Genomic DNA, 20,115 nt, shown 5'->3' with positions numbered 1-20,115 from the left:
TGCATTTAGACTTTCCATAGAATCGACAGAATTCCTCCTATCATTGCGCTAAGAGTGTAGATAATAGTCAAAAGCCAAAAGATTTGCGAGTAACGCCATCCAGTTTGATGGAAACGGTCGATCAGATGGGACAGGCTAATATCGAGTAAAAAAACGTTCATCCAACTGAGGGCGATCGCCACTGCCCATCCATAGATGCCACTATCCGTCAGGGCACCAACCAGAATCCAGGTAGCACTAAACGTCAGCGAGAGTAAGCCAGCCCAAACTGGAAACCCCGCTAGCCAACAGCCACGCACTCCTGCGGTTGCAATCATCAACAAAATCGCGCTGACTGGAGAATGATTAGTGACCGTGAACCAGCCCAAGCCGCCGAAAATCGGGATCAGCAAACTCAAGTCTAAAAAGCTACTGACCGGGAAACGGGGCGAGGAAGAGAATGATAATGTTGAGCGATTATCGCCTGGAAACGAGTCTGAAATTTTGCTGATCATGATCCTGTAGCTCCTTGCGAACTTCTCTGGGAAGAGTCATGTAATCAATCTGATTTCAACGCACGTAATAGATCATCCCGTGTAATAATCCCAACCAGTGCCCCCGTTTCATCCGCAACAGGTAGGCGATTCACTCGTTTCTCTAGCATTAAATCAGCCGCCTGGGAGATAGGAGCATCTGGGGCGATCGTGATTGGGTTAGGTGTCATCACATCCTGAACTATAACTCCCAGACTCTTCTTCAACTGCTGCACAAAATGATCAAGCGGTTCGAGATAAATGATTCCACCTAAAAACGAGAGATACAATGGCAAGCGAACAGGACGCTCTCTGAATAACAAATCTGCTTCTGAAACGACGCCAACCACCTTACCTGTTTCATCAACTACAGGAAGTCCACTGATGTGGTTTTCCTCAAGACATCGCAAAACCGTTTCAACAGAATCTGTCGGCTTTACAGTCACCGGGTCGGTCGTCATCAAATCCTTAACCTGGCGCGTTTCAGTCAGCATTGTTGCAATTCATCCAAAGTGGGCTATTTAAGCTTAAGCCGAAAATCTGAGGGAAATCTGAGGTGAATGAGTGTTGTCTTGTCTGTTACCGTGTGGGCGACTGGCCAATTAGTTTTGACGTTGATAGATTTGCTGCCACAACTGATCTTTAAGGAAAGTCTGTGCCACTTCGATATCTGCCCGTACTTCTGTAACGCTTCGTTGTTGCAGCATGGCGATTTCCTCCACCTCCCATCCTTCTAGGAGGTAAAGCATCAATGCCCGACGTTGCAGCTTGGGCAATTTCGATAATTGGGCAAACAACCACCGCTCCTTCTCATCAAGGCTGTAGGCCTCCCAGGGTTCTTCAACTTCGTGTTGGGGAAGGATGTCTTCTAAAGTCAAAGATTCCAAATCGCCCCAAAATGGCTCGTTGTCTAGAATCCAGCCACTTGCCACACGAAACCGCGGATCATCTTCTGAAATTTCGGTCTCTAAAGAAATGGCAGGAATTGCTTTAGCTTCTCGCTCATCGATGATTTCATGCATTAGTCCACTGATCCACTGATCGAGAGGTTGCTGAGGAGGGCGTTGCTCAAAGCGTTCCCAGGACCGGAGGATCGCTTCATCGAGTAGATCGGATACCGTCATTTCATTAGGGGAAACCTTGCCTTCTAGCTGAGCAAAAACTAATTCCCGCCGGGCATGATTTCGTAAGTTGCGTAGTACAGGACGTAATAAATCAAAGAAGAATTCTCGGCGTTGTTGGCGAATATCTTGTTCCAACAATTCCAGGGTAGTAGCAACATCTGTTTGCTGCTGTTGTTTTTTCCGGTGGGTGCGATCGCGCCGCAACTTATCTTTGTGGCGACGAATTTCTTCTGCCAGAATATCGACAGCTTCATCGATCGCAGCTTGATACACGCCCTGTCGAGTTTTGGATTGAGCCACAAGCACCTGAGTCGGCAACATTAATACTGCTCTTGCTTGATAGCCGTCAGGATTGCGATCGACCATCAATCTTAAATGCCGTTGCTCCTCTGGAAATGTTTGCAAGAGTCGAGCAATTCGAGGCTGTTTTCGGCTCCAGTAGTCGCGAATTCCTTCTTTGACCGTATCGGGACAATTGTGAAAAATCAGATGCTGTACCATCAGTTCCTCCCGTGTATTGCAACAGTAAATAGTTGCTTTTTATACTTAAAACCCGAAGATTGGATGCCACTAGTGTTCGATAACTTCAAATCCTCTATCCCTATCACTGCAACTTTTACCAGGGAAACCTGTAGAAAAAATGAGACGTTTGTAGATTGTGCAACTTCAGCTTGACGAATTGACGGTGGCAGCTTGAGTGCCAGAAGTCCGACAATTATTCCTCCTAGCAGTGGTTGTGTAATAGCAGGTAATTTACCTATCGCTATTTGGTTCGTCCATTCACCTTGAAAACATGCCTGGGCAAATCGAATTGATCGCGTATAGATGATTGAAACTAAACTTGCTAGTATCCCTAAGCCAAAATAGTTCAACCATTCCCAGGAGTTCATTAATTGATAAGTTGGCAAATCAAAGGCAGGATGTGCTCCCAGAAAGCTTTGAGCAATTAAGGCAGAAATAACCGCTGACAGCAAAATTAAACTGGCAGCAGGGGTAGCAAATCGGGTTCCCAAAATTACCTCGATCGCAAAGAAGACCCCGGCGATCGGTGCATTAAATCCGGCAGCAAATCCAGCAGCAGCCCCCGCTCCTAGCAATAAACGATAGCTCAGCGAAGGGATTTTCGCTCCTAAGGACGGCAGTATTCTAGGTGGCGGAGTTGTCGCAGTCATTGAGTGGGGCTTGAATAAGGTGAATTGGTGCAACGTGAGTGCCGATGAAAATCCGAGAGGAAGTTACTAGACGTGTGATAGCGCACGCAAGTCACACTAAATTTTTCAATTCGATCTTCAGCGTTTGCTTAGATTATTAATTTAATTTCTAGAAGTTGTTAGTTCAACAAAAGCCTATGTCGGACACTACCGCCCCCAGGACGATGAGCGCGACTCCAACACCCAACTTACCTCAACGCGCGATCGGACTATGGATTGTTGTCGTATGGATTGCTGCGGTGGGGATAACGAATTTGTTATCTGCTGTCACGCCGGGTGTATCTGAACGAATGGAGTGGCTAAAAGCCATTTTTCCCGTTGAGGTCAGTGCAGGCGGTAATTTATTTGCAGCACTCAGTGGTTTTTTTCTACTTAGTTTGGCGACAAATCTGCTGCGACGAAAGCGTTTAGCTTGGTGGCTTGCGGTTTTCCTACTCGGTATTTCTTTGTTCTCTCATCTTGTGAAAGGATTGGACTATGAGGAGGGATTACTGTCTTTGGGGCTGTTTGTCTTGTTGTTGCCGATGCGACACCAATTTACAGCCCAATCCGATCGCCCGTCGATCGCCCAGGGGGTACGGGTCTTAGTTGGTGCATTGTTATTCACCTTAGCCTACGGTACGGCTGGATTTTTTCTACTCGATCAAGAATTTAGTACGCGCTTCAATTTCTGGCAAGCGATCGGACAAACTTTGGCGATGTTCTTCACGCTGGATCAAGCTGGATTGGAACCAACGACGCGATTCGGGCGATTTTTTGCCACATCCATCTATCTGGTGGGAGCGAGTACATTGTCCTATGCGTTGTGGATGTTGTGGCGACCCGTGATATTGAGGGGAATACCTGCTACGGATGAAGAACGTCAACGGGCAAAAGCAATCGTACAACGTTACGGGCGCTCATCCCTGGCTCATTTAACGCTCTTAAGCGACAAGTCTTACTACTTTAGTCCTTCAGGAGAAAGCGTGATTGCTTATGTTCCGAAAGGGCGAGGTGCCGTTGCTTTAGGCGATCCGATTGGCCCAAAAACAGACGTGACGCCAGCGATCGCAGGATTTGTACGATTTTGTCATCGCAACGATTGGCATCCTGCTTTCTATCAAACCCATCCTGATTACTTAGATCAGTATCACCGCCTGGGATTCAAGTCTGTCAAAATTGGTGAAGAGGCGATCGTAGATTTACAAAGATTTACGCTCCAAGGCAAAGCCGGACGAAATTTGCGGAATGCTGTCAATCGCCTGACAAAATTAGGACATCAAGTCGATTTTCATACTCCGCCACTGACTGACAGGCTACTCAAAGAGTTGCGATCAGTGAGCGATGAATGGTTAAAAATGCAGCAGGGTTCCGAAAAGCGGTTTTCATTAGGATGGTTTGATGAAGTCTATCTTCGGGAATGTGAGGTTGCTGTTGTCCGAACACCGACCGGGCAAATCAGCGCCTTTGCCAATGTCATTCCGGAGTACCAACTGAATGAAATCACGATTGATTTAATGCGGCGAAGGTTAACCGTAGAACATGGCACTATGGAGTTTCTCTTTATTTCCTTGTTTCAACACTTTAAAGAACAAGGGTATGACCGATTTAATTTGGGCTTATCTGCCCTTGCGGGTGTGGGAGAAGATCCCTTCTCTCCTAAGCTAGAAAAAGCACTGCACTATCTTTACGAACACCTGACTCGATTTTACAACTTTCGAGGGTTGCATGAATTTAAAGAGAAATTTCATCCCTGTTGGGAACCCCGCTACTTTATTTATCCCAGAGTGGCTGCTTTACCGGAAGTAGTAGTGGCTCTGATTCGGGCTGATTCGGGCGATCGGCTGCTGGATTATTTCAGACCTGGTGCTTAATGAAAACTTAGTTGGGGATGAACGTGAGAGCGTCCTGTTTTCTGAGCTATCTACTGAGCGACCTTTGATCCACTCCACACGCCACCATCCCTAATTTCTCTCGGCATTAGAGAACCCAATTCAAGTAAGCCGCAATTTCTCGGTGCAGAGTCAATGGGTTAAAGGGTTTACCAATCAAACCTTTGATTTCCATCGCTTCATACTGCTTAACGTCCAAAGAATCGGCCTTAGCCGTTAATAAAACCACAGGAATCGATCGCGTTTCTGGCTGAGCCAGCAGCAGCTTGAGAAACTGGTAGCCGTCCATTTCTGGCATCATCACATCTAAAATGATCGCATCGGGATGTTCTGTTCTGGCTTTTTGTAAGCCCTCTTCTCCAGACTCTGCTACAATCACCGTCCAGTGGGCAATTTTTTCCAGACAGGTTTGCACGACGCGCCGTACATCAAATTCATCATCTACAAACAAAACGCGTCGCTTGGTTAGAATATTTTTTGCCGATGAGTCAATCATTGGCTGTTGTTGTATCGATCCGAGATTTGAGAACACTGGTATACTCCTGCACTGGGAAACCTTCAACTTCCTTCAGGTTTAGACTGATAGATTGTAATACTGACTTAAGCGTTTAAGTGTATCAATTTTGGCTTTCTTTTTTAGTACGTCTTAGATGATTCAGCCCGCCTTGAAGGGGGATGAAGCATTTTATGAGCAGCCTTTCCCCAAACAGGCTAAGGTTCAGGGAGAGGGGCTAAGCACCCTGGAAGATAGACAGTAATCAGTGCAGGTTTTATTGCCCATTAAAAACCAGAATTCTAAGGAAACGCTGAGGGAGTTCAGGTTTTAGGTTGCCTTGATTGTGTAAGGGGAGTCTGCATTTTGATGTTGGGGAAATGGGGATGGTTTGCAACGACTGAAGTCGTTACGACAAGCCCTTTTACCAGTGGAGTTGGGTGATGATTTGATCGGCGAGTTGCAGGACGTTAAAGGGTTTGAGGATGACTCCTGCAATGTCAGCACTATTGCCTCCCAAGTTGTCTGTGGAGTTGGGGTCGGTGGGGTCACTGGCTGTGAAGAGAATCACGGGAATCGATCGCGTCACTGAATTGGTTTTCAGGGTTCGCAACCATTCCCATCCATTGCCATCGGGTAGGCTCAGGTCGAGTAAGATAAGATCTAGTGGTTGGGTTTGGGCAATAGTGACGCCGTCCTGTCCGGTCTGAGCGGTTAGAATCTTCCAGCCTTTGAGGCGTTCTAGGGTGACTTTGACAATGCGACAGAGATCGGGTTCATCATCAATCAGCAAGATGCAGCGATTGGGATTAGAATTAAGCATAAGAGTCAAACATATTGCTTTGAGCATAGGGAGAGTGTTGCCCACACACACCAGAGGGTTGAAACTGGAGCGATCGCCCCCAATGGGGTTGTACGATTATTGCCGACAATGTGCGGTTGATTCCTGGGCTGAAGTGCTCCACCCAGACGTTCAATCTAAAGCAATTGCAATGAATAACGACAATCCCGTCCTACTCCTGAGCGATCACAACATAAGTCACAAGACGGGCATCACTCCAAGTTTTTATCTTGACAGGCAGTGAAATCTTTTGAAAATACGGTATTCATGACAAAATAGGCCGTATTTCACGCCCAGATCCTAAACCGATCCCATTCCACATCGAGATTCAGATCCCTTCGGTCACTGCTTGTTCTACCTTAAAGAAGCTTCTGTGTTGCCTGGTTTCTTTCCGCTTCTTGTCGCTGCTCTGGATGGGGCAATGTGAAATAAAAGGTACTGCCTTTGTTCAGTTCGCTTTCTACCCAGATGCGCCCGCCATGTTGTTGCACAATCTGGCGACAGATGGCTAGTCCCAGTCCGGTTCCTCCCTTTTGGCGAGAGTCGGAAGCATCGACCTGCTGAAAACGACCAAAGATGGTTTGTAACTTATCTGCCGGGATGCCACGTCCCTGATCGGCGACCGAAAACTGGATGATGGACTCGGAGGCGATCGCCTCTGCGGTGACAGCGATCGCTGTTTGGGGAGGAGAGAACTTGATCGCATTGTTGACCAGGTTGACCAGAACCTGCACCAGCCAATCGGGATCAGCCCAGACCCGGAGATCATCAGGTACAGTTGCCTCCAGGCGAATCTGGTGGGTAGTAGCGAGAGCTTCAACGCTGGAAAAGGCTTGCTGCACTAGGGATGTCACCGGACACCACTGAAATTTCAGGCCTACCTGTCCCGATTCCAGACGGTTGAGTGCCAGAATGTCATTGACCAGCCTCACCAACCGCTCAATGTTGTTATTGGCAATGCTTACCATCTCCCTAGCAGTTTGGGGATCGTCATCTAAAATGCCTTCGGCAACCAATCCCAAAGCCCCGCGAATCGAAGACAGGGGAGTGCGAATTTCGTGGCTGATGATGGAGATAAATTCTCGCTTGAGCCGCTCCAGTTCGCGCTGCCGGGTGACATCTCGCAGCACAATTAATCCCCCGGTTACCGTTGTGCTACCGTTGTGCAGGGGCGAGTAACGGGCTTCAATCATTCGCAATTGCCCAGTTTGGGGATGGGAGTGGGAAAAATCGAACGCCGTGACGGTATCCGCCATACCCAGATGCAGGTGCTGGAGGGTAGAGTCTGGAACAAGGGAACGGAAGAGATCCATCCCACACTGCCCAATGGCGCGATCGCGGGGAATGCCCGTCAGGGCTTCCATCGCCGGATTCCACACGGTACAGGTTCCCTGCTCATCAACAGCAGCAATGCCGTCTACACTGCCGTTGATGAGCTGAAGCGATCGATTGCGTTCCTGGCGTAGCGCATCCCGTAATTGTACCTGAGTTGTAATATCTCGTCCTTCAGCAATTAACCACATCACCTGCTTTGATTGAGCCGAATGGACAGGTTTTACGGAGACATCAAAGGTATGGGGCTGCCCAGTCGGGCTATTGAAGGTGACTTCGGTGTGGAAGAAGTGCCCCGCCGCTGCCTGACTGACCGCTGTTTTGGCAATTTCAGTTAATTCCGAACTTTGCTGCCAGAGGGGGAATTCCCAGAAAGGTTTGCCCAGCACGTCTTCCCGTGTCACTTGAGCAAAGGCGAGGGGTGCTTGATTAACTTCGATCAATAGGCCTGGGGGAGTTAACAGTCCGGCAAATTCGTAGAGTTCATCAAACACAGACTGAAACTTGTGTTCGCTGCGACGGAGATTGGTTTCAGCCTGCTGTCGCTTTCCGGCTTCTCGTCGCAGTAGGGCATAGATAGTCGCCAGGGACACCAGACTCAAGCTATAGGCGATCGCCAGAATATGGTTTGTTATGCCCGTCAGGCGGGCAGTGGCGGCGGTGCGCTGTTGTAACAATTGTTGCTCGGTGGCAGCCATCTGGTTGAGCAGGGCAAAGATTTGTTGCTGGAGGCGATAGTGCTCCGCACTGCTCAGAGAGCGATCAGGTGTTTGAATCACAGAGGAGGGCTGCGCTTCAGATTGATTCTCCGTTGGAGATGGCTCAACCTGAGACTGATGGAGCGCCTGATACTGCTGCCAGAGGATGTTGATTTTTTGCAGGCGAGTTTGCTGGGTGGGATTGTCTGCTGTCAACTGCTGGAGTTGCGCCAGTGCTTGCTGTGTCTGTTGCACACTGGTTTGATAGTCTTGCAAAAAGAGCTTAGAGTCAGGCTCGACGTCCTGACCCAGCCAATAGCCTCGCCGCGCTTTCGCCGTGCCATTCAGGTTAGTTTTTGCCCGCTCCAGGGTCAGCAATATATCGTAAGTGTGTTGCACTCGTTCTTGGGTGGTTTGCCACTCGCGGGTATTGAGTAAGGCTACAACACCAGTACTACCCAAAAGCAAAATCGCCACGAGCAATCCTGCATTCACCAATCGTTTCTGAAGATGAAACCGATCCTCAGACAAGACGCTACTCCTGCAATGGGTTGATTTTTCTTTTACACTTTAGCACGGTGATTCATCCTGGAGATGTGATAATCTTGTATAGTCGCCTGGATGCCTTCAGTGAGTTAGATTCTGGAAAAACAGGAACTTCAGCAGTTCAGGCGTATCAAGAGGCGATCGCCCCTCATAAAGAGCAGATGCGTCTGGAAAGCGAGCAGCAGAATTCGATGCAGACGGGTAGATAACTGACTCACATTGATTCTCTTTGCTTCAGCCCACCTTTAGGCGGGTACCTCCTCCAGAGCACTTATACGTCCCAGGCGTTTTAAAATTCGTTGAATTAAATCAGCTTCGGTGATCGGCTTGAGGACGTAATCATCGGCTCCGACTGACAGGGCTTCATGCAACGTATCGGCATCGGCATGGGCAGACAGAAACAGGATGGGCAGGGCGTACCAATGGGCATCGCAGCGAACCACTCGGCACAGGTCAATGCCGCTATATTCGGGCATAGACACATCTAGCAGCAGCAGATCGGGGCGGGTTGTTTGCAGCACCGACCAGAACTGGCTGGGATCGCTCAGCCCGGTGACTTGAAACCCCCAGGATTGCAGTTGTGTCTGCAATCGTGTCAGCAGGTCGGGATCGTCATCTACAATCAGCAGCTTGGCGGTGATGGGATCAAAGCGGTGCAGCAGGCGATTGACAACTCGCCATATATCGCTGGGAGATGCAAATTTTTGCAAGTAGGCATCGGCTCCCAGACGGGCAACAGTAATGCGATCGCGTAGCGTCTTTGAAGGAGAATTGCTCAACCCATCTTGCTGGGTCAAAATCAGGACGGGTGTAGATCCCAGGCGTTTAATTTGTGTCAGGAAAGTGAGTCCCGTGTTCTGGGTATCTGGGAAGTCCAGATCGAGAATAATGGCATCGGGCGTTTGGGTCAAAAGCTGCTGACGGGCGCTGGTGAGGTCGGTAGCAGTGTCCAGGTAATATCCCCAACTGGGTGCTTCGGTTTGGAGGGATTGCAACAGGGTGGGGTCAGGGGCGATCGCCAAAATTCGGTGGGTCAGCGGCGGTTGGGATGCTGTTGAGCTTGCAGGAGCATTGGCAAAGGGAGATTGAGTAGTAGCTTGCCGCAGTTGCTGTAGCAGGGTGGTTAATTGAAGGGCGATCGCAGATTGAGGCGCAGCAAATCCTTGCTCAATATGTCGTGCCAGTATCGCTGCCTCTGGTTGCCCGTAAGCACTGAGGGAACCGATCAACCGATGAGCAATGGACTGGGCCTGCTGCTGTTGTGCTGGGGTCAGCGTTTGGTTGGCTAAGTTGCTGCTTGCTTCTTCCAGCAGGCTTAACTGCTCCTGGAGTCGTCCTTGAAACTCCTGCCACATCTGCCCAATGGCGGCGATCGCCTCCTGCTGTCCAGCGTCAAGGGGTTCCTGAGAGTGCGTATCCGGTTGCCAGGCTCGTAAGCGATAGCCCAGTCCATATAGCGTTTCGATCGGGTCGTTAGGCAGCCCGGCGGCTTCCAGCTTGCGGCGTAGTCCCCGAATTTGGGTAGTGACGGCTTCTTCCCCTGGGCATTCATCAGTCGACCAGGCGTGATCGAGCAATGCTTTGCGATCAAAAATCCGGTGGGGATAGCGCAAAAAGAGTTCTAGTAACCGGTACTCTTTGGGGGTTAGCTTAATCGGATTGCCCTGATAGGTGACTTTGCAACCTTGGGGATCAACCTGCAACGCTCCCCAGGTCAGGGTTTCAGTAATAGGGATCTGTCCCCGCCGCAGCAAGGCCCGAATTCGCGCCAGCAATTCTGCGGAGTCGTAAGGCTTGGTGAGATAGTCATCCGCCCCCGCTTCTAACCCAGCCACGCGATCGCCCACCGCATCCTTCGCTGTCAATAGCAAAATCGGGATAGTTTGCTGCTGTTGCCGAATCCTGCGACACAGGGAAATACCGTCTGCATCAGGCAACATCACATCCAGTACAATTAAATCGTAGGGAACCGTTTGGAGCAGTGCTAGTGCCGTCTGAGCATCCGGCGCAATGTCTAGCGTCAATTGCTGAGTGGTAAGTACAGCCCTCAGACCAGAAGTTGTTTCGTGATCGTCATCTATAATCAACAGTTTCATCGTTCTGCCGCCATCCTACTACCCGTTATCTCCATTTTCCTACGATCAAACCAAGCAACGATTTACTTTCCCTCCTTTCCCAAGCCCTTCTCTCTTTTGAGGATAAGGTGAGCCGGATTGAATTCCCTCTCCCGCTTTGGCAGAGAGATTTAGGGTGAGGGCGACAAACGTGGGATGCTCCCTTAACTTCCTCTCCAAGTATAATAATTGGCGAGGCAAATCTAGCCAGTCCTCAGAAAGTCCTCAGATTTTTTCCTTACTTTTAATCTTGAATCTTCAGTGCAGAACTCCAGAGAATCCCCGTTCTCTGTTTCCTGTTTCAGCACCAAGGCAGATTCAACATTTGCAGTTTATAGTAACAGTTTGTAGTAGTGACTTCAGTCATGACAGGCTAAAGCCTGCACCACGAACTCAGATAACTTGTTGGAGACAGTTCATTAGATCGCATAAACAATAACATCGCAAGTATCGACATAACAGGAGGTAAATTCCTATGGCACTCGTTCGTTGGGAACCGTTTCGGGAAATTGATACACTGCAACGGCAGATGAATCGCCTATTTGACGAGCTAATGCCGACCGTCCGCGAAACTGCAAATGGCATAACCTTTGTTCCCGCAGCCGAAATGGAGGAAACCCCCGATGCGATTCACCTCAAGCTAGAAGTCCCAGGTATGGATGCGAAAGATCTGGACGTCCAAGTATCGGCAGACTCTGTTTCGATTATGGGTGAACGGAAATCGGAAACTAAAACAGAAGAAAAAGGAATGACTCGCACGGAATTTCGTTACGGCAAGTTTCAGCGTGTGATTCCATTGCCTGCGCGGGTACAGAACACCAACGTTCAGGCTGAGTACAAGGATGGCATTCTGAAACTCACCTTACCGAAGGCTGAAGAAGAAAAAAACAAGGTTGTGAAAGTGAACTTGGGTTAATCTAAAGCAGTCAATCCTGAGTGATTCATCTATTGACTGCACAAGGGGGATCGGAAAGAGGGACTTTTCCCATCTGGAAGACCGATCCCCTTTAATTTGAATTAAGTTCTACACTATTTTTATATAGTGATTCTCTAGGCATCAATTTACAGGATCTACTGCTTGCTTGGTGAAAAGAAATTGCAGCTAAAACTGCACCTACAAATTATAGTCCACTAGAGTTTAGCTACCCTCGGCTCATAATCGCAGCTTTAGGCACCCCAAAAAGCTGAAATCAGGCTCTTCAGGCTCCGTTGATCGCGCCATAAACCGTTTTAGGACAATTTGGAATAGTGGAGGAAACAAACGATGGCAAAAGTCGTTGGCATCGATTTAGGAACAACAAACTCCTGCGTGGCAGTGATGGAAGCAGGACAACCCGTTGTCATTGCTAATGCCGAAGGCAGCCGAACCACGCCATCGGTTGTAGCATTCACCAAAACAGGCGACAAGCTCGTTGGACAAATTGCCCGACGGCAGGCAGTGATGAACCCCGACAATACTTTTTACTCGGTGAAACGATTTATTGGACGCAAGTATGATGAAGTCACCGAGGAAGCCAAACAAGTTTCTTACAAGGTATTGCGAGACAGTAATGGCAATGTCAAACTTGACTGCCCAATTTTGAAAAAGCAATTCGCACCAGAAGAAATCTCTGCCGAAGTGCTGCGTAAACTGGTCAATGATGCTAGCAAGTATTTGGGTGAACCTGTCACCCAAGCCGTGATTACTGTTCCAGCGTACTTCAACGACTCGCAACGACAAGCCACCAAAGACGCTGGACGGATTGCGGGTATTGAAGTTCTGCGAATTATCAACGAGCCAACAGCAGCAGCACTGGCCTATGGTTTGGATAAGAAAAGTAATGAAACGATTCTGGTGTTTGACCTGGGGGGCGGTACGTTTGATGTCTCCATTTTGGAAGTGGGCGATGGCGTGTTCGAGGTCAAATCCACCAGTGGTGATACCCACTTGGGTGGAGATGACTTTGATAAAAAGATCGTGGATTGGCTTGCCACTGAATTTCAGCGCAATGAGGGCGTTGATTTACGCAAAGACAAGCAGGCTTTGCAACGGCTGACAGAGGCAGCAGAAAAAGCCAAGATTGAACTGTCGGGAGCGACTCAAACGCAGATTAATTTACCATTCATCACAGCTACCCAGGACGGACCGAAGCACCTGGATGTGACCTTGACCAGAGGTCAGTTTGAGCAATTGTGTAGTGACCTGCTCGATCGCTGCCGCAAACCCGTTGATCAAGCATTACGCGATGCCAAACTCACTGCTAGCAACATTGATGAAGTTGTGCTGGTGGGTGGTTCGACTCGCATTCCAGCAGTGCAGCAATTAGTGCGGCAAATGACCGGAAAAGAACCCTGTCAGGGCGTGAACCCGGACGAGGTTGTTGCTGTAGGTGCGGCCATCCAAGCGGGGGTATTGGCAGGTGATGTCAAAGACGTGTTGCTATTGGATGTCACACCATTGTCTTTAGGGGTAGAAACCCTGGGTGGCGTGATGACCAAAATTATCCCTCGCAACACCACCATTCCAGTCAAAAAGTCGGAGGTGTTTTCAACTGCTGCCGATGGACAAACCAATGTGGAAATCCATGTTCTGCAAGGCGAACGGGAAATGGCATCCGACAACAAGAGCCTGGGAACCTTCCGACTCGACGGTATTCCTCCTGCACCGCGTGGCATCCCGCAAATTGAAGTCACCTTTGACATTGATGCGAACGGTATTCTCTCTGTCTCTGCCAAAGACAAAGCCACTGGCAAGCAGCAGTCGATCACGATTACAGGTGCCTCTACGCTCGATAAATCAGAAGTCGAGAAAATGGTGAAAGAAGCCGAACGCAACGCCGAAGCCGATCGCCGCCGCCGTGAACAAATTGACACCAAAAACAATGCTGATTCGGTTGCTTATCAAGCCGAGAAGCAACTCAAAGACTTGGGCGATAAAGTCCCCGCCGCAGACAAAACTCGCCTGGAAGGGATGATTCAAGACTTGCGAACCGCGATCGAGCAAGAAAACTACGATCGGATGAAATCCCTCACCAACGACATTCAGCAGGCACTCATGCAAATTGGCAGCGCGGTCTATTCCCAAGCCAGTGGCGGCACCGCAGACGGTGGCAGTTCCACTAGCAGCACGAGCAGCAGCGGTGAAGATGTTATCGACGCTGACTTTGTAGACCAGCAATAACTCCAACACGACAGAGGCAGCAAAAAAACTCAGTGCCCTCCGTGACTCTGTGGTTCATTCTCTTAACGTCCAAAACCACCAGGAGTGATAATCATGACTTCAGCCTTTGCTAAACCCCCAGAGAAGTGCGTTTCCGCCACTTTCAAAGATGAAAAAAAGTTACAGGATGCTGTCCAACGCCTGCTTGATCGCGGTGTGCCCAAAGAGCGTATCTCCATTATTGGACGCAACTTCCAATCGGAAGCCCGTATTACTGGTTTTTTGACCAAAAAGGACGTAATCTTGGATGGTCTGGCCAGCGGTGCGCTGTATGGTTCCCTATTTGGCTCCGTTTTAAGCCTACTTACTGGGGTCGGTGTGCTGTTTATTCCCTTTTTAGGTGCAGTCGTAGCAGCAGGACCACTCGGTGCGGCTTTACTGGGAGCGACTAGTGGTGCCCTCTACGGGGCGCTGGGTGCAGGGTTAGGCTCTGCGCTCATCTCATTGGGAATGCCCCAAGACAAGGCTGCCATTTATCAAACGCGCGTGCAGGCGGGTGAATTTTTACTGGTCGTAGAAGTTCCCGAAGAAAAATCAGGCGAGATCTTCCTGCTCTTACAAAGTGCAGGAGGTGAAGAAGTTGCCATTACAGATATGCAGTTGCCCCATGAGCCAGAAGGCGAATTGACGGGCAGTGACCAAATTTCGCCAGAGATCAAGGCGGATTTGTCAGAAGAGGCACAGCAAACCTTTGTGGAAACCTATAACCAGTCCCTCAGCGAATCTCCAGAGAAAACCAATGCTTTAAAAACAGCCTGGGAGCGCATCAAGCAATTATTCGATCGCGACGACAAGGGCATCTTTTCTAAACGCAAAGCAAGTTAGCTTCCCTGGGGTTCGACTCAATACCAACTGGATCAATTCCAAACGGCTCCTTACTTGACTTGATGGGAAACAGACAATGAATACTGACACAGCAGATGAAATTCAACAAAGCTCAAGCTGGTCAATTGCATTAGGTGTTGTGATGGTTCTGCTCGGGGTTGGAGCAATTTTAGAACCGTTCGTTGCCACGATCGCAGTGGCGATCGCGCTGACCTGGTTTTTGTTAATTGTAGGTATTGTTCGGATCGTTCAGGCAGTTCAATCCCGCAGACAAAAAGGCTTCTGGCTCAAGCTACTGGTTGGGCTTTTCTATGTCCTCGCCTGGATTTTGCTGATTACTAATGTTTTTGGAGCGGCCCTCACCTTTACCCTCGTCCTAGGAAGCCTCATTTTGGTTGAGGGGATCTTAGAGGTGATTGCCGCATTTAAAGTGCGCCCAGACGGTAACTGGATTTGGCTATTGTTCAGTGGCATCCTGTCCATAATTCTGAGCGTCTTAATTCTGTATCAATGGCCCAGCAGTGCAACTTGGTTACTGGGAGTCTACGCAGGAACTAGTTTTTTGTTTACCGGAATCTGGATGATTATGCTGCCTCTGGCAGTTCGCAAGCAGATCAGCTAGGAGGCAATCATTCATGATAATTTGAGGCAAGAACTTGCCTCCCTCTCACTCTGGAACGCTTCAAGAAGTAAGTTACAACTAATAGGAGATTTGCTCATGACTCTTGCAAACATCATTCAGTCTGACGTTCAAGCTCATCAGGAGATTGAGAAGGAAAGACAGGAGGCAACAACTGAAGCTGAAAAGCGTGTCGATCAGGAAGCAATCGCGGCGATCGCCGAAACTCGCAATGCCATCACCGCAATCGATGAGGGTAAAACCCCAGATGCCATCCAAGCCCTAGAACGGGCAACTGGAAAGCTAGATATTCTGCTGGCACGGTATCCTAACCTCTCGCTTATCCCAATCTCGTCTCAAGTCACAGTCCTTGATTTGGCTCCGCTGGACTTTGACATCATTGCAGAAATTCGTGCTGCTGCGAAGGTCGCCACAGATGTCGATGATTTTCCCAATGCTCGTGCCCTATTGCATAACTTGACGAGCGAGATTCGCACAACCACAGTCAATTTGCCTTTAGAAACCTATCCAGATGCAATGAAAGAGGCAGCCCGATTGTTGGAGCGAGGACAGATTGATGAAGCGCGAACAGAGTTGAAACTGGCACTCTCAACTCTGGTTGTAACTGAACAATCTCGACCAATTCCATTGATCGTTGGACTTGCCAACTTAGTTGCAGCATCTGCACTTGCCAAAAACAAGTCGCAGACCATGACAGAGCAGGATCAGGATAAAATTTTGAAGTTGCTGAAAGAGAGTCGCACCCAACTCAATCGGGCAAAAGAATTGGGATATGTTAGCAGCAATACCGACTACAAAGAGTTGCAGCGGATGATTAAGGATATTGAGCGGCAAGTGAGAGCAAAGGACTCAACAGAAGGACCATTTGCCAAACTTCGGGAACAGTTCTCCAGTTTCCTAAAACGGCGATCAGAGAAAGTCAGCAAGTCTGTACAAGAAGGTCAACAAGCCACAAATTCTCAAGCTAATTAACACAGAAGAAAGCAGTTTTTTTATCCTCTACGTTCCTGTATCTTTGTTGAAAAATCATGAATCAACTTAATGTCCTGAAGAAGTTGCAGACTTTGGTGGTAGGTTTTTTAGTTTTCTGGCTATTACTCATCACTCCCACTTGGATGGCGAGTGCGGCTGCTATCTCTGATACGTCCAATCTTGAGAGCATCAATCAACCTGATTCCAGCCTTCAGCAAGAAATTGAAAAGGAAAAACAGGCAGCACTGGATGAGGCTGAGAGCCGTCTAGATCAAGAAGCGATCGCTGCCATAGAAGAAACACGCAAGGCGATCGCGGCAATTGCTGAGGGCAAAACTCAAGATGCATTACAAGCTCTAGAGCGGGCAACGGGCAAGCTAGATATACTTTTAGCCCGCTACCCTGAGTTAGGGTTGGTGCCAGCATTCACTCAAGTCGCTGTGATTGATGTCGCACCACTGGACTTAGATACCGTTCAACGTCTTCGGAATCAAATTAAAAGTGCCATTAATGCTGAAGATTTCCCAGCTGCGCGAGAACTACTCAACAATTTGATGAGTGAAATTCGCACCGTAACGTTCAACCTACCTCTCGCCACTTATCCAGATGCCATGAAACAGGCAGCGCGATTGCTAAACGAGAAACAAGCAGAAGCGGCAAAAGAGGTTTTGCAAAAGACACTTTCTACCTTAGTGATCACTGAACAAGCACGACCGATTCCATTGATTGAGGCTCACACAAAACTCCTTGGTGCTGTTGCTGTTGCCGATCTTGATCGAAGTGATGCTGGGCGACTCTTAGAAGACGCACGGAATTATCTACAACTGGCAAAAGAATTGGGATACGCCCGGCGCGATCCCGACTACGCTGAACTGGATCAAGCCATTAAAGATATCCAGCGACAATTGCGAGCAAACGAGAAAACTGCCAGCGCCTTCGCTAAACTACAAGACAAGTTCTCTAGCTTCTTTAATCGAGTTTCTGAGGTTAAGCAGGCTGCCTAAAAAGCGTGTTTAAAAATAAGCTCGCAAAGATTCGATTCTGAACTTTTGACCCTAACCAGCTTAGCGAGTCTAATATGTGCCCATTCTGGTCAACCTCCTTTATTTTTCCTAGCTTTATCGGAAACTCCGTCTTGAGAGGTATCCATGGCTACCACTGATTTCAAAGACTATTACAACATCCTGGGAGTCAGTAAAACCGCAACGCCAGAGGAAATCAAGAAAGCCTATCGCAAACTGGCACGCAAGTATCACCCAGACTTAAATCCAGGTGATCAAGAGGCAGAAGCTCGCTTCAAAGAGATCAACGAAGCCCACGAAGTGCTTTCTGATCCAGAAAAGCGACAGAAATACGACCAGTTTGGGCAATATTGGAAGCAAGCCGCTGCGGGTACACCCCCGCCGGGTGGAGCTGGCTTTGAAGGAATGGATTTTGGACAGTACAGCAGTTTTGATGACTTTATTAACGAACTGCTGGGACGCTTTGGGCGCGGCGGTGGTGCTGGGCGACGGGTATATACCTATCGGACAACAACGGGGCCAGAGGGATTCCGAGAATACGTGGACTTTGGGGACGATCCCTTCAGCCGTTTTGTGGAAATGCCTGCCCAAGATACAGAAGCCGCGATCGCCCTCACCCTTTCCGAAGCCTTTCACGGCACCCAAAAACGGTTGCAAATCGGGGATGAAACGGTTACTGTTCGCATTCCAGCCGGGGCAAAATCCGGCAGCCGGATTCGGGTAAAGGGCAAAGGGCAGATCAGCCCCTTTAGCCAGCAGCGGGGAGATTTATATCTTACTATTGAGTTACTGCCTCATTCTTTCTACAGATTTGAAGGAAATAATTTAATTTGTGAAATCCCGATTAGTCCGGCAGAAGCTGTGCTTGGTGCCCAAATAAAAGTTCCAACGCCGGACGGAAAGGTAACGATGAGCATCCCCCCTGGCGTGGATTCTGGACAAACCTTGAGGTTACGCGGTAAAGGCTGGCGCGATCCCAAAGGCAACCGGACGGATTTGCTAGTGCGGCTGAAAATTGTCACCCCGAAAGAACTGAGTGTGCAGGAAAGAGAATGCTATGAAAAGTTGCAGCAGGTCAGCAGTTTTGATCCTCGAGGTGCGATCGCGGAGGTGCATCTATGACCACTAGCATGGGACTTTCACGGGTGGTTTGGTCTAATGGGGGCAATCGCCTCTACAGCTTTGAGCAAGCCGCTTACTTTACCCAAACCTTTGATTTCAGGAATTTGAACCAAACGACCAGAAATTGAGCATTACAACTTAATGACTCACAGAATCCTTATCTAAAGAATCAGACTTTATCGCACGATATTGACTCAGTATTAGCAACCCAGTCGCAACTTAGAGGAATAGATATTTCTAATCTGAACTGCTTTTGATCGCTTAATTAAAACCTGTGATCACGCGAGGCATTATGACCAAAATATTCTCTCCAACCGAGCCAGCCTCAGATACATCAGCAGACCAATCAGCATCCGAGCAGGCAAATTCTGTCGCTTTACCAAAGGCAAAACTTACCCATCGATCGCTGCCCTGGTGGTTAGGGATTGCGGGATTAACCCTTGTGACAGTTGCCATTCCAGCTTGGTACTTTGGGTTTCATTCTTCCAGCCCTTCAACGGTGTTGGAAGTGAGCGGTCGGATTGAAGGCTATGAAACGGATATTGGTACTAAAGTACCTGGACGGGTCATGATTGTAACGGTACGCGAGGGCGATCGCGTCCGAATAGGACAGGTGCTTGCTAAACTCGATGATTCAGAAATTCAGGCACAGCTCCAGGCAGCAGAAGCGCGACTAGCAGCCGCTCAACAGCAGGTCAACCAAGCACAAGGGCAGATCAATGTCATTCAAAGCCAGATTGAAGAAGCCCAGCTTAATCTGGAACAGGCACAAGAAGATACCCAAGGCCGAATCACGCAGGCGCGATCGGCACTTGCTGCTGCCCAAGCACAGTGGCAGCAAGCTCAGGCACAACAGGAACAAGCCGAGTCTGCGTTAAACCTGGCGCAGATTGAACACGATCGCGCGATGAAATTGCACCAGGAAGGAGCCTACAGCCAGCAACAACTTGACCAAGCGCAAACGGCATTAGAAACAGCTCAAGCCACCTTGCGGGCACAGCAAGCTGCCGTAGAGACGGCTCGACGACAAGTCAATGCAGCTCAGGGAGATCTCACGTCCGTACAAACGACTCGCCTCAATCCTAATATTCGCCAAACCCGCCTGCAAGGATTGCAAGAGCAATTGGCAATCGCGCGATCCCAATGGGAGGCTGCCCAAGCCACCGTCCGGCAAGTTGCCGCGGAACGTCAGCGGATTTTAGCGCAGGTCAATGACCTGACGATTACCAGCCCCATTGATGGGATTGTCACAGCACGGAGTGTGGAACCGGGTACCGTAGTTAGCAGTGGAAAAACGCTGTTAACCGTGATTAACCCAAACACAGTTTACTTGCGTGGATTTATTCCAGAAGGTGAGATTGGACAGATACGCGTCGGTCAAGCAGCTAGGGTTTATTTAGATTCGGCTCCTGAGCAACCGCTTGCTGCTCATGTGGCTGCGATCGACACAGAAGCCTCCTTTACCCCTGAAAACATCTATTTCCGCAACGATCGAGTTGAACAAGTATTTGGAGTCAAAATCAGCATTGCGACTCCCGATGGTTTAGCCAAACCGGGAATGCCTGCCGATGCTGAAATCCAATTAAACTAGGA

The 20,115-nt window shown here is 48.9% G+C and carries 20 protein-coding genes and 1 pseudogene; 12 read left to right on the top strand and 9 right to left on the bottom strand.

Translation table 11 applies throughout. From position 1 onward, the window contains the following. Positions 1-5: 5 nt before the first annotated feature. Positions 6-317, bottom strand: a complete 312-nt coding sequence (locus UYI_RS39380) for a hypothetical protein (protein ID WP_235148041.1) — start codon at positions 315-317, stop codon at positions 6-8. A gap of 31 nt (positions 318-348) precedes the next feature. Between UYI_RS39380 and UYI_RS39375 the strand changes: the two genes are divergently transcribed. Continuing rightward, positions 349-504 carry a hypothetical protein gene (locus UYI_RS39375; protein ID WP_235148040.1) on the top strand — a complete coding sequence of 52 codons (156 nt, stop codon included), beginning with the start codon at positions 349-351 and terminating at the stop codon, positions 502-504. 34 nt (positions 505-538) lie between these two features. Here the strand turns inward: UYI_RS39375 and UYI_RS0129480 are convergent, their stop codons facing one another. The 3 genes from UYI_RS0129480 to UYI_RS39370 form a co-directional block, all read right to left on the bottom strand. Further along, a complete protein-coding gene (locus UYI_RS0129480; protein ID WP_016870286.1) occupies positions 539-1,006 on the bottom strand; it encodes a CBS domain-containing protein in 468 nt (155 codons plus the stop codon). 108 nt (positions 1,007-1,114) lie between these two features. Then, a complete protein-coding gene (locus tag UYI_RS0129475; RefSeq protein ID WP_016870285.1) occupies positions 1,115-2,137 on the bottom strand; it encodes an HPF/RaiA family ribosome-associated protein in 1,023 nt (340 codons plus the stop codon). Beyond that, complete coding sequence (locus UYI_RS39370) at positions 2,137-2,808, bottom strand: chloride channel protein (RefSeq protein ID WP_016870284.1); 672 nt, start codon at positions 2,806-2,808, stop codon at positions 2,137-2,139. The genes UYI_RS0129475 and UYI_RS39370 overlap by 1 nt, the downstream gene beginning before the upstream one ends. A gap of 203 nt (positions 2,809-3,011) precedes the next feature. Between UYI_RS39370 and UYI_RS0129465 the strand changes: the two genes are divergently transcribed. Further along, positions 3,012-4,700 carry a phosphatidylglycerol lysyltransferase domain-containing protein gene (locus UYI_RS0129465; protein WP_016870283.1) on the top strand — a complete coding sequence of 563 codons (1,689 nt, stop codon included), beginning with the start codon at positions 3,012-3,014 and terminating at the stop codon, positions 4,698-4,700. Between the two features lie 106 nt (positions 4,701-4,806). On the opposite strand, the gene UYI_RS0129460 is transcribed toward UYI_RS0129465, so the two are convergent. The 4 genes and pseudogenes from UYI_RS0129460 to UYI_RS39365 all read right to left on the bottom strand — a co-directional run. Continuing rightward, on the bottom strand, positions 4,807-5,214 hold the full coding sequence (locus tag UYI_RS0129460; RefSeq protein WP_016870282.1) for a response regulator: 408 nt from the start codon (positions 5,212-5,214) through the stop codon (positions 4,807-4,809). Between the two features lie 421 nt (positions 5,215-5,635). Beyond that, the gene (locus tag UYI_RS0129450; RefSeq protein ID WP_016870280.1) at positions 5,636-6,034 is read right to left on the bottom strand and encodes a response regulator; all 399 of its coding nucleotides are present in this window, start codon (positions 6,032-6,034) and stop codon (positions 5,636-5,638) included. Between the two features lie 377 nt (positions 6,035-6,411). Then, the gene (locus UYI_RS0129445) at positions 6,412-7,977 is read right to left on the bottom strand and encodes a PAS domain-containing sensor histidine kinase (RefSeq protein WP_235148043.1); all 1,566 of its coding nucleotides are present in this window, start codon (positions 7,975-7,977) and stop codon (positions 6,412-6,414) included. A gap of 123 nt (positions 7,978-8,100) precedes the next feature. Continuing rightward, positions 8,101-8,481, bottom strand: a pseudogene (locus UYI_RS39365) (CHASE3 domain-containing protein); the annotation flags it as partial. Between the two features lie 206 nt (positions 8,482-8,687). On the opposite strand from UYI_RS39365, the gene UYI_RS37365 reads away from it, so the two are divergent. After that, positions 8,688-8,837, top strand: a complete 150-nt coding sequence (locus UYI_RS37365) for a hypothetical protein (RefSeq protein WP_162140430.1) — start codon at positions 8,688-8,690, stop codon at positions 8,835-8,837. Positions 8,838-8,873: 36 nt separating this feature from the next. Here UYI_RS37365 and UYI_RS0129435 read toward each other — a convergent pair whose 3' ends face one another. Next, positions 8,874-10,724, bottom strand: coding sequence for a response regulator (locus UYI_RS0129435; protein ID WP_016870277.1), 1,851 nt, complete (start codon positions 10,722-10,724; stop codon positions 8,874-8,876). A gap of 493 nt (positions 10,725-11,217) precedes the next feature. Between UYI_RS0129435 and UYI_RS0129430 the strand changes: the two genes are divergently transcribed. From UYI_RS0129430 to UYI_RS0129395, 9 genes are all read left to right on the top strand, one after another. Beyond that, the gene (locus tag UYI_RS0129430; RefSeq protein ID WP_016870276.1) at positions 11,218-11,658 is read left to right on the top strand and encodes an Hsp20/alpha crystallin family protein; all 441 of its coding nucleotides are present in this window, start codon (positions 11,218-11,220) and stop codon (positions 11,656-11,658) included. Between the two features lie 348 nt (positions 11,659-12,006). Beyond that, positions 12,007-13,902, top strand: a complete 1,896-nt coding sequence (dnaK, locus tag UYI_RS0129425; RefSeq protein ID WP_016870275.1) for a molecular chaperone DnaK — start codon at positions 12,007-12,009, stop codon at positions 13,900-13,902. A 93-nt stretch (positions 13,903-13,995) separates the two neighbouring features. Then, positions 13,996-14,766 (top strand): ChaB family protein, encoded by a 771-nt coding sequence (locus UYI_RS0129420; protein ID WP_016870274.1) that lies wholly within the window; start codon positions 13,996-13,998, stop codon positions 14,764-14,766. 76 nt (positions 14,767-14,842) lie between these two features. Then, on the top strand, positions 14,843-15,388 hold the full coding sequence (locus UYI_RS0129415) for an HdeD family acid-resistance protein (protein ID WP_016870273.1): 546 nt from the start codon (positions 14,843-14,845) through the stop codon (positions 15,386-15,388). Between the two features lie 96 nt (positions 15,389-15,484). Continuing rightward, positions 15,485-16,378, top strand: coding sequence for a YfdX family protein (locus UYI_RS0129410; protein ID WP_009756727.1), 894 nt, complete (start codon positions 15,485-15,487; stop codon positions 16,376-16,378). Positions 16,379-16,434: 56 nt separating this feature from the next. Beyond that, positions 16,435-17,382, top strand: coding sequence for a YfdX family protein (locus UYI_RS0129405; protein ID WP_016870271.1), 948 nt, complete (start codon positions 16,435-16,437; stop codon positions 17,380-17,382). A 144-nt stretch (positions 17,383-17,526) separates the two neighbouring features. Beyond that, positions 17,527-18,522 (top strand): DnaJ C-terminal domain-containing protein, encoded by a 996-nt coding sequence (locus tag UYI_RS0129400; protein ID WP_016870270.1) that lies wholly within the window; start codon positions 17,527-17,529, stop codon positions 18,520-18,522. After that, a complete protein-coding gene (locus tag UYI_RS39895) occupies positions 18,519-18,650 on the top strand; it encodes a hypothetical protein (protein ID WP_268742355.1) in 132 nt (43 codons plus the stop codon). The genes UYI_RS0129400 and UYI_RS39895 overlap by 4 nt, the downstream gene beginning before the upstream one ends. A gap of 164 nt (positions 18,651-18,814) precedes the next feature. After that, the gene (locus UYI_RS0129395; protein ID WP_016870269.1) at positions 18,815-20,113 is read left to right on the top strand and encodes an HlyD family secretion protein; all 1,299 of its coding nucleotides are present in this window, start codon (positions 18,815-18,817) and stop codon (positions 20,111-20,113) included. Positions 20,114-20,115 lie beyond the last annotated feature (2 nt).

This window comes from Fischerella muscicola PCC 7414 (assembly GCF_000317205.1).
Taxonomy (GTDB): Bacteria; Cyanobacteriota; Cyanobacteriia; order Cyanobacteriales; family Nostocaceae; genus Fischerella; species Fischerella muscicola.
The sequence above is the reverse complement of the archived record's forward strand: the minus strand, read 5'-3'. Positions and strand labels throughout refer to the sequence as shown.